Source organism: Phytohabitans flavus, from assembly GCF_011764545.1.
Taxonomy (GTDB): Bacteria; Actinomycetota; Actinomycetes; order Mycobacteriales; family Micromonosporaceae; genus Phytohabitans; species Phytohabitans flavus.
Window position 1 is genome coordinate 2,135,302 of record NZ_AP022870.1, and the last position, 14,225, is coordinate 2,149,526.

A 14,225-nucleotide genomic window follows, 5' to 3' on the forward strand; every position below is an offset into this window, starting at 1 on the left:
CCGGGCAACTTCCGGGAGATTTCCGGTAGGCATTGACGGGCGCTGGTGGGCAATCGATACTTGGGAACGCTTCCATTGATAGTGGTAAGCGACCTGGGCTTAGCCCTCGTTGACCGGGCACAGCGCGACAGACTGCCCAGCTGCCGCGCTGTGCCCCTTTTGGCGTTAGAAGTGCGTGTCTCCGGGTACTTCGGGGCCCGGCACGAGGGTGACACGACAGAGGGGGCACCGATGCGACTCGACGAGAACGACATCAACACCAGCGGCGGCCGCGGCGAAGGTCCGGCCGACGGTGGCGCGAACCCGATGGGCCGGGACGGCGGCGCCGACGGCAGCGCCCTCGCCGAAGGCCCCGCGGACGGCGGTGCCAACCCGATGGGCCGGGACGGTGGTGCGGACGGTAACGCCAGCGGCGAGGGTCCGGCCGACGGTGGCGCGAACCCGATGGGCCGGGACGGTGGCGCCGACGGCAGCGCCGCCGCCGAAGGCCCCGCGGACGGTGGCGCCAACCCGGCCGGTCACGACGGCGGTGCCGACGGCAGCGCGACAAGGTCCTGATGGACTCGGCGAGGTTCTTGATGGACACGGCGAGGACGAGCGACGCGCCGGGCGGTACCTTCCGCCCGGCGCTCGCGCGCTGCGTGGCGGTCGAGCCCGCGAAGTTCGCCGGCGCGTACTGGGGCAGGGCCCCGCTGCTGTCCCGCGCCGCCGAGCTGGCCGGCCCGTACGGCTTCCACGACCTGCTCAGCCCCGAGGACGCGGACGAGCTGCTGAGCCGCCGCGGCCTGCGTACCCCGTTCCTGCGCGTGGCAAAGGACGGCCAGGTGCTGCCCACGTCCCGCTTCACCGGCAGTGGCGGAGCCGGCGCCGAGGTGGGCGACCAGGTGCTGGACGAGCGGGTGCTCGCCCTGTACGCGGACGGCGCCACCCTCGTCCTCCAGGGCCTGCACCGGATCTGGCCGCCGCTCGTCGACTTCGCCCGTGAGCTGGGCGGCCAGCTGGGGCAGCCGCTACAGGTCAACGCCTACCTCACGCCCGCCGCCAGCCAGGGCTTCGCCACCCACTACGACACCCACGACGTCTTCGTGCTCCAGGTACACGGGCGCAAGCGCTGGCGCGTCCACGAGCCGGTCCTGCCGGACCCCCTGGAACGCCAAGCGTGGGGCGGACGCGCCGACGAGGTCTCCGCCGTCGCGCAGGGCGCACCCGCGCTCGACGAGGTGCTGGAGCCGGGCGACGCCCTCTACCTCCCGCGCGGCTGGCTGCACAGCGCCCAGGCCCAGGAGGAGGCGTCGCTGCACCTGACCGTGGGGATCAAGGCCCTGACGAGGTACGCGCTGGTGGAGGCGCTGCTGGAGCTCGCGGCGGAGGACCCGAGGCTGCGGGCGACACTGCCGTACGGCCTCGACCTCGGCGACCACAACCAGATCGAGCCCGAGCTGACCGAGACGGTCGAGGCCCTGCGCGACTGGCTGGTGGCCGCCGCCCCGGGCCCGGTCGCCGACAAGCTCCGCGCCCGCGTGTGGCCGGCGGCCCGCCCGGCACCGATCCGCCCGCTGGCCCAGGCGGATGCGATCGCCGCGCTGGGCCCGGACGACCGCGTGACCGTCCGCGAGGGACTGCGCTGGCGGCTCACCGCCGAGGGCGACGACCGCGTCGCCCTGCACACCTTCGACCGCACGCTGACGCTGCCGAGCGGCTGCGCGCTTGCCCTGCGCGCCCTGCTGGACGGCGGCGTGACGCGGGTGGGCGACCTACCCGGCCTGGAGACCGACGAGGACCGCCTTGTGCTGGCCCGGCGGCTCCTCCGCGAAGCCATTCTGACCCCGGCATAGCGCGGCTCCTACTCGCCGTGTCCGGCACCGGGATGCGGCAGGCGTCGCGGCGCACCGTCCGGCCGGTACTCGAAGTGCCACCACTCGTTGTCGTAGACCCGGTACAGCCGATGTCTGGCGCCGTGCCGCTCCAGCCAGCGCGCCCCCTCGGTGGGCCGTACGTCGAGCGCGGTCCCGGCGACGTGCCGCGACTCGTGGGCCGGGAGCACCCACCGCCGGGCGGCCTTGGGCGAACCCATCCGGTGCACCGCCTCGGCGAACAGGCGGGCCTGCTCACCCGCGTCCCGGTACCCGGACGTGAGCCCGAGCAGCTCGCCGTCCCGCCACAGCGCCTCGGTCCGGGCCGCCTCGAACGCCGCCCGCGCCGCCGGCGTCAGCCCCGCGAGGCGTTCCCGGGGAAACCGCGCGGTGAGGGCCCACTGGCAGGCCACGTGCCGGGCGCGCCTGCCGGCCGCGAGAAACGCCAGCGGTACCAGCATGACGGCGAGCGCTCTGGTGACGAACTGGTACACGGGATCGCGCCGGCGGGCGGGCCGAGCCGGGCGGGACAGCGCCTGGGCGCCTGCGACACATGCGAGAACGGGCACGCAAGCAAGGTCCCGCGAACCGGGGTGCCGTCGCTTGAGTGCCGCTACTCATCGTTGGCGCGCGTTACACCTAGACGAACTATTCCAAGACCTGAGCTACCGCGATGCCCGCGGTGGTCCGGACCGCTGCTCCCGCGGCCTCACCCTCCGCGTCACAACCCGCAAGGACGGCTCGTCCGCGCTACAGATGGAAGTCGTCCGACAGATCTTGGTACTTAACCGCCCCGATAGGGCCATTGCATACCACGATCGCTGGGACAAGCCCCAATCCCTCAACCCCGAAAGGTCTCTCGGTTCTTCGGAGTTGAGGTCTCGCAAGCTGGGCGTCGCGCCGGAGGTCGCGGAGGGTGAGGCCGCGGGAGCAGCGGTCCGGACCACCGCGGACATCGCGGTAGCCCAAATCTTTGCCTTGGAACAGATCCTCTAGGTAAGCAGGGCGAGTATGACCGTTGTGGCGACGCCGGCCGCCAGTACGACCGCGATCGTGGTGGCGTCGAGTGCCACGTGGCGGCGGTCGGCGACGACCTTGGCGGGCCACAGCCCCACGAACGGGGCGACGAGCGTCACCACCAGCGCGAGCACGGGCAGGCCCACCGCGAGATCACCGCCGTACGAACGGCCGACCCAGAAGATGGCCTCGCGGATGCTGAACGCGACCGCGGCCCCGGTCGCGCTCAGCAGCACCAGCCAGGGCAACGCCGACTGGGCATGCGACCCGGCCGCCAGCTCTGGTCGAGCAGGTCGGAGGCAGCGTCGATCATCTGGTGCGGGTTGTACTCCTCGCCGGACTGAAGCGGCGCCGGAAGGGGCGAGCCGCCGTAGCGGGCGGCGGGCGCGCCGAGCCGCCGTACCGTCGTCCGCCACACCTCCTCGGCCTGGTCGTCGATCCGTTCGACAAGGTCACTGGCGGCGGTGAGGGTCTCCTGCGCGGCCTCGACGGCGGCCGCGGCCTCGCGTGCGGCCCGGGTCGCGGCGGCGACCTGGCGCTCGTACCACTCGTCGGCCTCGATGCGCTGCGCGTCGACCGCCGCGTACGTCTCGGCCAGCTTGGTGATCGCCTCGTGGTACGTCATCCGCCCAGTCCGTACGGGATGAGGATCTCCGGGTGCGGTGGCGGGCACGGTCGAAGTAGAGCGCGCGCCACGGCCGGGGGTACCAGGCCGGCCCGCCCTGCTGGGGGACGAAGCTGGTCAGGTCGGCGCCCTGCACGTCCAGCGCCACCCAGGCACCGATCGAGTCCGTGCGCGAGCCGACGCCGCCCAGGTCGTCGCGGAGCCGGCTGACGCCACGCCACCAGCCGAGTACGTGGGTGCGGCGCTCCGGACCGGTGTTGAGGACGCGGCGCAGGTGGTCGTGGCCGGACTGGCCGCCCGTCTTGACCGCCAGGCGGGAGGCGGCGGCGTCGACGGCGAAGAGGATGAGGTAATGCGGCCGGAGGCCGTCCGGGTTGAGCGAGGGCAGGAGCGCGGCCAGGCCCTCCACGTCGTACCAGCCGGTGTCGACGGGCAGGTCGGCGCGGAGCGACGCGGCGGTGGCCGCGGCGTCCGGGTCCAGGCAGGCGACCGAGAAGCGGGCGTCGCCGTCGGCGTGCTGCCGGGCGAGGGAGCGGGCGGCGGCGGCGAGCACCGCGCACGCCTCGTCCACCCGGGTACCGAGCACGGCCAGGTTGCGGCCGGGCGAGCGGGTGAGCGGCAGGCGGGCGGAGTAGGCCCGCACGTCGATCGACTCGCCGAGCAGCGCCACCGGGGCCGAGTCGGCCGCGCTCGGCGCCAGCTTCGCGAAGTCGGGTGCCTCCGCGAGCCGGGGTACCGCGTCGCCGTCGAAGAGGCGGGGGGCGCCCAGCCATGCCGGCCGGTCCTGCCACAGCCGGTGCTGAAGCTCGCTCCACACGCGACGGTCGCTGGCCGCGGGGATGCGCACGATGCGGTTCGCGTCCGGCGCCCCGGAGTCGGCGTTGACCACCGCGTGGTGCCGGGGAGCGTCTCGGCGGCGAGGTTGGCCTCGTGCAGGATGCGGCGGGCCTTCGGCAGCGCGATCCGGAGCGTGAACTGGGCGACGAGCGCCGGCCGCCCCCACAGCGCCTCGATGCCGGATACGTCCTGCGAGGCGAGGATCAGGTGGATGCCCTGCGAGCGGCCGCGCCGGGCCAGGTCCTCCAGCAGCGTGGCCGCCTCCTGGGCGAGGGCGTCGCGGCCGGTGAGCAGGATCTGGAACTCGTCGATCACCGCCACGATCCGCGGCCAGTGCCCCTTCGGGTCCTCGTGGCGCAGCTCGGAGAGCTTGGTGACCTCGTGCTCCTTGGCCGCGTCCGCCCGGCGGCGCAGCTCGTCGCCGAGGAAGCGGAGCAGCGCCAGCCCGAACTCGCGGTCCGTGTTGACGTTGACGCCGACCAGCCGTACGTGGGGCAGCCAGCTCGGGTCCCGCCGCCCCGGCGCGAACCGGGCGAACGACACCCCCTCCTTGAAGTCGAGCAGGTAGAAGGCGAGCTCGTCCGGGGAGTACCGGGAGGCGAGCGCGCCCATCCACGCGTAGATGAGGTTCGTCTTCCCGGTACCGGACGGGCCGGCGATCAGCGCGTGCGGCGGGTAGTCGGCCAGCGTCACGTCCACCGGCCGCCCCTCGGGGCTGTCGCCGACCGGTGCGGTGAGGCCGCCCGCCGAGCGCTCGGTCCACATCTTGCCGGGGATCAGGTTGGCGAAGACCGCGGGAGCGGGGCCGATCGACACCTGGCCGGCGATCTTGCGGCAGGTGGCGGTGACCAGCTCGGCCGGCGGGGCTTCGTCGAGGTACACCGGCAGCGCCCCGTACCCGGAGACCGTCGCGCGCTCGCCGTCCACCCGGATGACCTGCACGTCCTTGTGCGACCCGACGCTGATGCCGCGCACGATCAGGTGTACGCCGCAGGCCGCGCCGGTGCGCAGGATCCGCTCCAGCTGGGCCCGCTCGTGGCGGGACGGCTCGTCGCCGCCGAGCAGCACCGCGACCCGCCACGGCTCCGGGCGGCGGCCGGTGCGCTCGGCCATCTCGGCGAGCGAGGTGTAGTCACCGGCGAGCACCGTCTCGTTGATCCGCCGGATGTTGTCGACGAGCTCGTTCAGCAGCGGGGTGAGGCCACCCGGCCCGACGAACCTGAGCAGCCCCGCCGGGGCCAGCGGCGCGAAGCCGGCCAGGCCACCGCCGAGCCGCTCCGGGTCGTACCCGGTGATCTCGATCTGCCCGTGTGCGGTGCGGCCGAGCGCGCGCAGCAGGAGGCCGGCCACGACGGCGTCGCCGCCGACCTGGACGTTGTCGACAAGCGTGACGTGCCCGTGGTCGAGGAGCGGGACGAGCGCCGGGGTGGTACCGGCGCGGGGGATGCGCACCTCGCCGATGCGCAGCAGGTCCGGTGGCTCGCCCTGGACGGCCGGCGTGGGGTGCCAGCTCTCCCACGGCTCCCCGGCGGCGCCCGGCGCGCGCATCGTGCTGGCGAGGGACGCCTGGCGAGCCAGGTCGGCGAGGGTGGCGGTGTGCGCCGCGTCGAGGTCGGCCAGCCGGCTGTCGCGTTCGGCGGCGGCGCGGGCGGGGCGCTGGGCGGCCGCCAGCCGCACCCGGTCCAGGCGGGCCTGCGCCGCGGCGAGGTCGGCCTTGGCGGCGTCCTGGTCGGCGCGGGCGGACGCGCGGGCGCGGGACAACGCGACGCGGATCGACTCGACGACCGATGTGCGGACGTCAGGCATGGGTCTCCGGGTCGGGTACGGGCTCCGGCGCCTCCGGGTCGAGCGAGTCCGGCTCGCGGTCGAGCAGCCGCAGCAGGATGCCGGTGACCACGCTGCCGGTCACCGCGAAGTCGGCCGGGTGCGGCGGCGGCGCGTCGTCGTCCTTCTTGTCCTTTTCGTCCTTGTCCTTGTCCTTGCGGTCGATCGGTACCCGGCAGATCCGGCGCAGCTGGATGTCCAGGATGTCCGGGGGGAGGCCGGGCAGCAGCTCGCGCACCCGGGGCTCGATCTGCTTGGTGAGCACCGGCAGGTCCTCGGCGCGCGGCTGGTGGCGCAGCAGGTCGCCGGCGAGGCGGAACAGCACCGGCGGGGTGATCGCGGACAGGCCCAGCCCGATCGGCGCCTCGACGCCGCCCAGCTCGCGGTGCAGCCGGTCGCGGTCTTCGGCCCGTACGCCCGCGGCGACCCGGCGCAGCAGGTCCGGGCCCTCCGAGGCGGCCGAGTCGCGCCGCGCGGCCGGTCTGCCGTGGCCGGTCAGCTCGGCGACCCGCGCCGACCACCAGCGCCCGAGCTCGGGCGGCTCCTCGCCGTCTGGTGCGGGCTCCGCCGGCCGCTCGCCGTCCGGGGTCTCCAAGGCGGTGCGCCAGGCGCTCTCCGGACCCCGCGTGCCGTCGTGGCCGAGGCCGAGCGCGGTCACGTACGTCAGCAGCGCGTCCTGCGCCACCCGCAGCGCCTGGCCGGCCTGCTCGGCGTGCTCCATCGCGCCGGCCAGCCGCGGCACACCGATCGGGTCGGTCGACTCCTGCCGTACCCACATGAGCAGCTCGCCGGCGGCGCGCAGCCGCTCGACCGCGACCGCGACCTGGCCGATCGGCAGGTCGTCCGATGTCGCGCGGACCAGGGCACCAAGCTCCTGCACGAGGGACATGGCAGGGCTACAGCGCGGCGGAGTACATCTGTGCCTGCTCGACCGCGGCCATCGTGGCGGCGAGGCACTCTTCCAGCTCCTGCGTGGCCTGCTGCAGGGAGGCGTGCGCGGTGCTGACCGCGTCGTGGCCGCTGCCGTCGAGCGCGACCGCGAGGCTCTGCTGCGCCTCGGCGAGCTTCTCACTGGCCGCGTGCACCGCGGCCTGTCCCTCGCTCACCTGTTGGATCGCGGCATCGATTGCCGACTTGACCTCGGCGACGCTGGCCACGCGGGACCTCCTGGGGGGCGGGGGAGGACATATTCCATCACGGTAAACCGGATGCCCGCTTCGCGACCCCCTACCGTTTTGCCGCTCAGCGCGAACGAATGACTACGCTGAGCCAAATATCCGCCGGCGCGTCGCACGCGGTGTGTGACGACGTCCCACGTGATCGGCAGAATGGCCCGCCAGTGACGGTAGCGCCCCGTAGGCACTCGGCCCTCTTCACCGAACGCGAATGAGAATGAGTGATCTAATACGCGGGGCTCAGCGCGCGGGGGCCGACGACCTCCGCGCCCAGCGCCTGGACGCGCTCCCGCAGCCCTCGGTCGGCGGTGACCACGACGGTGTGCCGGGGGCGGGCCGCCGCGACGAGGTCGACGATCGTGTCGTCGCCGGACCCGGGTGCGGCCACCACGCGTACGGTGCCGGCGCCCCGGACACCGCGCGCCCGGCCCTCGACGACGAGCACCACCTCCAGCGGCGGCGGCAGGTCGCCCAGGCCGTCCGCGGCGAGGGGGAGGAGGGCGTCGCGCAGGCGCTCGGCGGCCCCGGCCCGGTCGCGCCACCAGCCGTCCGGGCGGGAGCCGACCACGTTCGCCCCGTCGACCACGAGGAGCGTCACGACTCGACGCTCGGGGCCTCCAGACCGAGCGCGGCCAGCAGGTCCTGCCGGTCGGCGCGGGTGGACTCCTCGCGGGCCAGCAGGGCCGCGTACTCGGCGAGGGTGGCCGCGTCCGGCGTACCGGTGTAGCCCTCGACGAACCGCTCCATGTCTCGTACCGCCCCGGTGTGCAGCTCGGCCGTGCGCCGCGCCCGCCGCAGGATGTCGTCGTCACTCACTCCGCCTTGATATCGGATAACGGCGCGGAGCACACGTGTTTGGCGCGGTCGCCTGCCGGCAAAGTTCCGCGGTGGGACGATGAACCCTTGGGGGTGATCTTGTGGCGGACAACCGCGACCAGGAGCTCGACCGATTCGCGCGGTGGTGGGACCGCGAGGCCGACGACGACGAACGGGCCACGATCAAGGCGGCGGTGGCCGGCAGCTACCAGATACCGCTGGCGCTGGCGACGCGCCTCTCCGAGCTCGGGGTGATGGTCACCCTCCCGAGCCCGCCGGAGAGCGCCGATCCGACGCTGCCGGAGGCGTACGCCAACTACGCGATCAGCCACCCCAGACAGTAGGAACCGGGGCGGGCACGTGGCCCGCCCCGGTGACTTTTCTCTATTGTTTACGGGTTGGTGAAGCCGAGCGTGTAGCTGCCCGAGCCGCTGTACGCGTGCACTTCCCACCGGTAGTAGCCGGCGGTGCCGCTGTAGTTCACGGTCTCGTCCGGGTTGGGCGTGGTGCCGGCGGCCACGTCGGCCCAGGCGCTGCCGTTCCACTTCTGCAGGTACAGGTCGAAGTCCACACCCGACGGGCCGTCGAGGCAGGCCCGGTGCGCACCGGAGACGGACGAGTAGTAGTAGCTGTTGTCCGGCTGGAACACGCTGGCGCCGTTGGAGATCGAGCCGCTACGGGTGAACTCGTGCCCGGTGCACCCGGTCGGCGGCGGGTTGCCGCCACCGCTGGTGGTGAGCGTGAGGCCGTACGCGGTGAGGATCTCGTTCACCGGCTGGAAGTACGTGGTGCCGCCGGAGGTGCAGTTGCCCGAGCCGCCGGAGGTGACACCCTGCGCCTGCTGGCCGGAGAGCCACGAGCCGCCCGAGTCGCCCGGCTCGGCGCAGACGTTGGTACGGGTCAGGCCCATGACGCTGCCCTGCGAGTAGTTCACCGTCTGGTTCTTGGCCGAGATCGTGCCGCAGTGCCAGCCGGTGGTGGAGCCGGAGCGGCAGATCGACGCGCCCACGGCGGCCTCGGTGGAGCCGGCGACCGTCACGTTGCCGCCCGCGTAGTTGTTCACCCACGGCTGCGGCGTCCAGTTGGAGTTGACCTGCACCCAGGCGTAGTCGTTGCCCGGGAACGAGGAGCCGCGGAACGTGCCCTGCGCGACCTGGTTGAACCCCTGGGTCGCGGTGCCGGTCGTGCCACAGTGGCCGGCGGTGACGAAGCCGCCCGACACCGAGAAGCCGACCGAGCAGCGCCCACCCATGTAGTACGCGTCGCCGCCGCGCACGTCGTAGAGGGGCACCGGGGTCTCGTTGCTGGCGACCACCCGTACCGCGCTGGACTTGGCCGTGGCCGCGAACGCGCGGGCCGCGGCGGCGTCGCCCCGGGCGAGCACGACGACGGTGTTGGTGACGACGTCGACGTACCAGCCGGGCACCGAAGCGGCCGGCGCCTTGGCGGCGCTCCGGTCCAGGGTGGACTTGACCGCGTCGAGCTGGGCCTCGCTGCGGGTGACCACCTTGGCGGTGGCACCGGCGGCGGTGACCTTCGCGGCGTGCGCCTTGTCGGTGACCGCGACGACCAGCGACGTGGCGCCGGCCGTCAGGTACGCGCCACCGTACGCGGCGCCGAGCTGCTTGCGCAGCCGGGCGTCGGTCCGGCCGGCCTTGTCCTCGCGGGCCAGCCGGGCCCGCGCCTCGTCCGCGGTGAGGCCGAGGTCGCGCTGCATCGCGCCGAGCATCTCCGCCGAGGCGGCGCTGCCGGCGGGCGTGGCGGGTGCGGGCGCCGCGGCCGCCGGGGCGGCCTGGAGCGCGACAGCACCCACGGGCAGCAGCAACGCCGCCGCCAGCATGGCGAGTCTTCGATTCATTTGGGCTCTCCTGGGGGTTGGAAGAGTCGTACGGCGGGACCCTAACGGCCGTTTAATGGATCACGGCAGATATCAGGTGGGTAATACCGCGCCGCGTGGTCCCCAGGAGGGCCGCTTGTGCGGGAGGTCAGATGGGGGCGACCTGCTGGGCGCCGAACGGGGGGTTGTCGCTGAGCCAGCGCTGGTAGACGGGGTTACGGCCGACCATGTCCTCGTACGCGGCGACCGCGTGGCAGAGGACGTCGTCGGCGAACTTCGCCGCGAGGGCCTCGGGGTGCCAGCCGAGCAGCAGTCGCCAGCGCAGGGGAGCGCCGGCGATCGGTCGGGTCACCAGGCCGGTGACCGGGCGGAACGTGGCCTGGCACAGCGCCACCGCCTCGCCCGACTCGACCATGTCGATACATCCACGGATGTCTGTCTCGTACACCTTTCGCGGCGTGAACCCGGAGCGCGCGCACGCCGCGGCGAAGCAGTCGCCGAAGCAGCCGTCACCGGGCGCCGCCACCCACTGGGCCTCCGCCAGGTCGGCCAGGTCGACCTCGTCGGACGTGGCGAGCGGGTGCGCGGTGGGCAGCATGACGAACACCGCGTCCACCGAGACCACACGCCAGGCCAGGCCGTGCGCCGCCGAGGGCGCGGAGTCGCCGCAGACCCCCACGAGTACGTAGTCGAGCCGCCCGCCGAGCACCATCTGGGCCAGCTCGTCCGCGTACCACGAGGCGTAGGTGCTGATCTGCGCCTCCGGCTGCGCGGCTGCCAGCCGGTGCACCAGGCCGCCGACGATCGGGCTGTTCGCCCCGCCGACCCGGTAGCGGGTCATCACATCCCCCGTGCCGGCGAGCCGGGCCGCCTCGTCCTGCAGCCCTTTCATCGCCGGCAGCAACACCCGGGCCCGGGCCAGCACAAGCTCGCCGAGGGCGGTCGGGCGCGCACCCCGCCGGTCGCGCTCGAAGAGCGGGCCGCCGAGGGTTCGTTCAATGCGCTGGAGCTGTGCCGTGAGTGCCGGTTGTGCCAGCCCCAGCTGCGAGGCAGCCTTCGTAACGCTGCCTGTCTCCGCGATCGCGACGACCACCTTGAGGTGCCGCAACTCCAGGTTCATAGCGTGACGGTAGGACCAACGTGGGATCCTCGGAAGACCTTCGGCTTGTGAAAGCTCCCCCAAAGGCCAGGTTCAATGTAACCGAATGGTGAACGGGGTGATCAAAAAAGCCGAGTGGAGTACCGCTGGTAAAGGCATTCCTGCCGCGTAGGGCGCCCGGTGACCGCGTCCCGCAGCCGGTCGAGCAGGCCGATCGCGGGATCGGTGATCTTGTTCAAAGGTGCGGTGGTCGGCGCGCCCGGGTGCGGCCGCGTGGGTGCCGCCTCCTCGGCGGTCTCGATCCGGTTGCCGAGCCGCACGAGATCCTCAGTGGACGCCGCCGCGGCGAGCCGGTCCAGGAGGTCCGCGGTCGCGAACGCGTGCCGCCGCAGCTTCTCCTCCCGGCCCTCGCCGGTCCGCAGCGCCGCGAGCAGCTCGCGCGTCGCGGCGATCTCCCGGTCCGCGAGGGCGGCCCCGTCGGGTACGGCTGAACGCACGGCCGGATACAGGTACTGGGCCTCGGCGGACAGGTGGCGGGTGGCGGTCGCGGCCAGCACGTCGGCGAGGTCGCGCCGGCGGCGGGGCGGCAGGCCCGGCTCGGCGAGGGCGGTGCAGAGCGCGGCGAGCAGGCGGTGCTCGTCGCCGAGTACGTCCCCGGCGGGGCGGCCGGCGGTGGTACCCGGGGCCGGGGGCAGGGGCGGCAGGCCGAAGGTCACGGGCGCACTGGTACCCCGTGGGCGTGTTTTTGAAAACAGCCTGTTGTGGGGCTTTTGCTAGGACACGCCTCATAACCATTGCCACCGATGTGACACACAGATTACGGTCTGATCACCCCCTGCAACTTGGTCACCCCGCGTCCCGGAGGCTCACTCATGTCACTCCCGCGCCGCACGCTGCCCAAATCTCGGGCACTGCCCAGGTTCCGCCTGCTAAGCACGCTCGCGGCCACTGTCGCGGCCACCCTCGCCGCCACGCTCGGCGTCGCCGCGCCGGCGGCCGCCGCCGACCCGTTCCCGTCCTCGATGGCGAGCACCGGCGACTCCATCACCCGCGGCTTCAACGCCTGCGGCTTCTACGTCGACTGCCCCTCGCGCTCGTTCAGCACCGGTACCGACACCGGCGTGAACGCCCACTACCGGCGCATCCTGGCGGCCAACCCGGCCATCAACGGGCGCAACTTCAACAACGCCGAGACCGGCGCCGCCGCCGCCGACCTGCCCGGCCAGATCGACCTCGCGGTCAGCCAGAACGTCGACTACGTGACCGTGCTGATCGGTGCCAACGACGCGTGCACGAGCAGCGAGGCCACGATGACGCCGGTTGCCACGTACCGCGGGCACATCAACACCGCCCTGGCCCGGCTGAAGGCCGGCCGGCCCGGCGCGCGGGTGTTCATCATGAGCATCCCGGACGTCAAGCGGCTGTGGGAGGTCGGCAAGGGCGACTTCCTGGCCCGCAGCGCCTGGTCGCTGTTCGGCATCTGCCAGTCCCTCCTGGCCAACCCCACCTCGACCGCGGCCGCCGACGTGGCCCGCCGCGACCGGGTGCGGCAGCGGGTCGCGGACTACAACGGGCAGCTCGCGGCGGCGTGCGCGGCGTACGGGTCGCTGTGCAAGTACGACGGCGGCGCGGTCTTCAACTACCCGTTCGCCCTCTCGCAGGTGTCCGGCTGGGACTACTTCCACCCGAACACCGCCGGCCAGACGGTGCTCGCCTCGACGAGCTGGGCAGCCGGCTTCGCCTGGACTCCGGCACTGGTCTAGCGGACGCGTCCCAGTGGCAGCCCCAGTCCCCGGCGCTCGGCCAGAGCGCCGGGGACTGATATGAAGTGGCCCATGAGCACACCCGTCGACGAGGTCGTGGAGATCTGCCGCGACCTTCTGCGCATCGATACGACGAACACCGGGGACAACGCCACGAGCGCCGGCGAGCGGGCCGCCGCCGAGTACGTGGCGGCCAAGCTCGACGAGGTCGGCATCGCCGCCGAGATCTACGAGTCGGCGCCCGGCCGGGCCAGCGTCGTGACCCGCATCGAGGGCACCGACCCGAGCCGCGACGCGCTGCTCGTACACGGCCATCTGGACGTCGTGCCGGCGGAGGCCGACGAGTGGACGGCGCACCCGTTCGGCGGCGAGATCAGCGACGGCTTCCTGTGGGGGCGGGGCGCGATCGACATGAAGGACTTCGACGCGATGGTCCTCGCCGTCGTGCGCGACTGGGCCCGTACCGGCGTGCGGCCGCCCCGGGACATCGTGCTCGCGTTCACGGCCGACGAGGAGGCCGGCGGCGAGTACGGCGCGCACTTCCTCGTCGACAAGCACCGCGACCTGCTCGACGGCTGCACCGAGGCGGTGGGCGAGGTCGGCGGCTTCTCGTACACGGTCAGCAAGGACGTGCGCCTCTACCTCGTGGAGACCGCCGAGAAGGGGATCAACTGGCTGCGGCTGCACGCCCGCGGCCGCCCCGGCCACGGCTCGATGGTGCACGACGACAACGCGGTCACCGCGCTCGCCGAGGCGGTCGCCCGGGTGGGGCAGCACCGCTTCCCGGTCGTGATGACCCCGACGGTACGGGCGTTCCTCGAGCACCTCTCCGACGCGCTCGGCATCGAGCTCGACACGGACGACCCGGAGATCGCGATCGCCAAGCTCGGCCCGATCGCCAACCTCATCGGCGCCACGATCCGCAACACCGCCAACCCGACCCGCCTCGACGCCGGGTACAAGGACAACGTGATCCCCAGCCGCGCGTCGGCGACCATCGACTGCCGTACGCTGCCCGGCCAGGCCGACCTCTTCCTGGAGCAGCTGCGCGAGGTGATCGGCCCCGACCTGGAGATCGAGCACGTGCAGCGGCAGCCGGCGCTCGAGACCACGTTCGACGGCGCGCTCGTCGACGCGATGGCGGCGGCGCTGCGGGCCGAGGACCCGGGCGCGCGGCCGGTGCCGTACATGCTGTCCGGCGGTACCGATGCCAAGGCCTTCCAGCGGCTCGGCATCCGCTGTTTCGGCTTCGCGCCGCTCCAGCTCCCGCCCGATCTGAACTTTTCCGCGCTGTTCCATGGCATTGACGAGCGGGTCCCGGTGGAGGGACTACAGTTCGGCGTGCGTGTACTCGACCGTTTCATGCGTAACTCCTGAAA

The 14,225-nt window shown here is 73.1% G+C and carries 15 protein-coding genes and 1 pseudogene; 5 read left to right on the top strand and 11 right to left on the bottom strand.

The genetic code is table 11. The annotated features are described in order from the left end of the window. The first annotated feature begins 231 nt into the window (after positions 1 to 231). A complete protein-coding gene (locus Pflav_RS09060) occupies positions 232 to 558 on the top strand; it encodes a hypothetical protein (RefSeq protein ID WP_173035324.1) in 327 nt (108 codons plus the stop codon). 20 nt (positions 559 to 578) lie between these two features. Continuing rightward, complete coding sequence (locus tag Pflav_RS09065; protein WP_232071139.1) at positions 579 to 1,835, top strand: cupin domain-containing protein; 1,257 nt, start codon at positions 579 to 581, stop codon at positions 1,833 to 1,835. Between the two features lie 8 nt (positions 1,836 to 1,843). Here Pflav_RS09065 and Pflav_RS09070 read toward each other — a convergent pair whose 3' ends face one another. The 8 genes and pseudogenes from Pflav_RS09070 to Pflav_RS09105 all read right to left on the bottom strand — a co-directional run bounded on the left by Pflav_RS09070 (position 1,844) and on the right by Pflav_RS09105 (position 8,147). After that, the gene (locus Pflav_RS09070) at positions 1,844 to 2,422 is read right to left on the bottom strand and encodes a D-alanyl-D-alanine carboxypeptidase family protein (protein WP_232071141.1); all 579 of its coding nucleotides are present in this window, start codon (positions 2,420 to 2,422) and stop codon (positions 1,844 to 1,846) included. A gap of 423 nt (positions 2,423 to 2,845) precedes the next feature. After that, positions 2,846 to 3,106, bottom strand: a complete 261-nt coding sequence (locus Pflav_RS09075; protein ID WP_173035328.1) for a hypothetical protein — start codon at positions 3,104 to 3,106, stop codon at positions 2,846 to 2,848. Further along, positions 3,097 to 3,495 carry a hypothetical protein gene (locus tag Pflav_RS45165; RefSeq protein ID WP_173035329.1) on the bottom strand — a complete coding sequence of 133 codons (399 nt, stop codon included), beginning with the start codon at positions 3,493 to 3,495 and terminating at the stop codon, positions 3,097 to 3,099. Before Pflav_RS45165 ends, Pflav_RS09075 begins: the two co-directional genes overlap by 10 nt. Beyond that, positions 3,492 to 6,138: pseudogene (locus tag Pflav_RS09085) on the bottom strand (FtsK/SpoIIIE domain-containing protein). Before Pflav_RS09085 ends, Pflav_RS45165 begins: the two are co-directional and overlap by 4 nt. After that, positions 6,131 to 7,045 carry a hypothetical protein gene (locus tag Pflav_RS09090; protein ID WP_173035331.1) on the bottom strand — a complete coding sequence of 305 codons (915 nt, stop codon included), beginning with the start codon at positions 7,043 to 7,045 and terminating at the stop codon, positions 6,131 to 6,133. The pseudogene Pflav_RS09085 and the gene Pflav_RS09090 overlap by 8 nt, the downstream one beginning before the upstream one ends. Positions 7,046 to 7,052: 7 nt before the next feature. Further along, positions 7,053 to 7,313 (bottom strand): hypothetical protein, encoded by a 261-nt coding sequence (locus Pflav_RS09095; RefSeq protein ID WP_173035333.1) that lies wholly within the window; start codon positions 7,311 to 7,313, stop codon positions 7,053 to 7,055. 244 nt (positions 7,314 to 7,557) lie between these two features. Then, on the bottom strand, positions 7,558 to 7,929 hold the full coding sequence (locus Pflav_RS09100; RefSeq protein ID WP_173035335.1) for a PIN domain-containing protein: 372 nt from the start codon (positions 7,927 to 7,929) through the stop codon (positions 7,558 to 7,560). After that, positions 7,926 to 8,147, bottom strand: a complete 222-nt coding sequence (locus Pflav_RS09105; RefSeq protein WP_232071143.1) for a hypothetical protein — start codon at positions 8,145 to 8,147, stop codon at positions 7,926 to 7,928. The genes Pflav_RS09100 and Pflav_RS09105 overlap by 4 nt, the downstream gene beginning before the upstream one ends. 101 nt (positions 8,148 to 8,248) lie before the next feature. On the opposite strand from Pflav_RS09105, the gene Pflav_RS09110 reads away from it, so the two are divergent. Next, the gene (locus Pflav_RS09110; protein WP_173035337.1) at positions 8,249 to 8,491 is read left to right on the top strand and encodes a hypothetical protein; all 243 of its coding nucleotides are present in this window, start codon (positions 8,249 to 8,251) and stop codon (positions 8,489 to 8,491) included. 47 nt (positions 8,492 to 8,538) lie between these two features. Here Pflav_RS09110 and Pflav_RS09115 read toward each other — a convergent pair whose 3' ends face one another. From Pflav_RS09115 to Pflav_RS09125, 3 genes are all read right to left on the bottom strand, one after another. Continuing rightward, positions 8,539 to 10,005 carry a S1 family peptidase gene (locus Pflav_RS09115; RefSeq protein ID WP_173035339.1) on the bottom strand — a complete coding sequence of 489 codons (1,467 nt, stop codon included), beginning with the start codon at positions 10,003 to 10,005 and terminating at the stop codon, positions 8,539 to 8,541. Between the two features lie 127 nt (positions 10,006 to 10,132). After that, positions 10,133 to 11,104 carry a LysR family transcriptional regulator gene (locus tag Pflav_RS09120; protein ID WP_173035341.1) on the bottom strand — a complete coding sequence of 324 codons (972 nt, stop codon included), beginning with the start codon at positions 11,102 to 11,104 and terminating at the stop codon, positions 10,133 to 10,135. A 101-nt stretch (positions 11,105 to 11,205) separates the two neighbouring features. Beyond that, on the bottom strand, positions 11,206 to 11,799 hold the full coding sequence (locus Pflav_RS09125; protein WP_173035343.1) for a hemerythrin domain-containing protein: 594 nt from the start codon (positions 11,797 to 11,799) through the stop codon (positions 11,206 to 11,208). Positions 11,800 to 11,955: 156 nt separating this feature from the next. On the opposite strand from Pflav_RS09125, the gene Pflav_RS09130 reads away from it, so the two are divergent. Both Pflav_RS09130 and Pflav_RS09135 read left to right on the top strand, forming a co-directional pair. Next, entirely contained in the window at positions 11,956 to 12,846 is an 891-nt protein-coding gene (locus Pflav_RS09130) for a GDSL-type esterase/lipase family protein (RefSeq protein ID WP_173035345.1), read from the top strand. 72 nt (positions 12,847 to 12,918) lie between these two features. Next, the gene (locus Pflav_RS09135) at positions 12,919 to 14,223 is read left to right on the top strand and encodes a M20/M25/M40 family metallo-hydrolase (RefSeq protein WP_173035347.1); all 1,305 of its coding nucleotides are present in this window, start codon (positions 12,919 to 12,921) and stop codon (positions 14,221 to 14,223) included. The last annotated feature ends 2 nt before the right edge of the window (positions 14,224 to 14,225 follow it).

Excerpts from the sequence above, each read along its gene's own strand:
- Pflav_RS09060 (WP_173035324.1), top strand. The coding sequence starts at position 232 with ATGCGACTCGACGAGAACGACATCAACACCAGCGGCGGCCGCGGCGAA.
- Pflav_RS09065 (WP_232071139.1), top strand. The coding sequence starts at position 579 with ATGGACACGGCGAGGACGAGCGACGCGCCGGGCGGTACCTTCCGCCCG.
- Pflav_RS45165 (WP_173035329.1), bottom strand. The coding sequence starts at position 3,495 with ATGACGTACCACGAGGCGATCACCAAGCTGGCCGAGACGTACGCGGCG.
- Pflav_RS09090 (WP_173035331.1), bottom strand. The coding sequence starts at position 7,045 with ATGTCCCTCGTGCAGGAGCTTGGTGCCCTGGTCCGCGCGACATCGGAC.
- Pflav_RS09115 (WP_173035339.1), bottom strand. The coding sequence starts at position 10,005 with ATGAATCGAAGACTCGCCATGCTGGCGGCGGCGTTGCTGCTGCCCGTG.
- Pflav_RS09120 (WP_173035341.1), bottom strand. The coding sequence starts at position 11,104 with ATGAACCTGGAGTTGCGGCACCTCAAGGTGGTCGTCGCGATCGCGGAG.
- Pflav_RS09130 (WP_173035345.1), top strand. The coding sequence starts at position 11,956 with ATGTCACTCCCGCGCCGCACGCTGCCCAAATCTCGGGCACTGCCCAGG.
- Pflav_RS09135 (WP_173035347.1), top strand. The coding sequence starts at position 12,919 with ATGAGCACACCCGTCGACGAGGTCGTGGAGATCTGCCGCGACCTTCTG.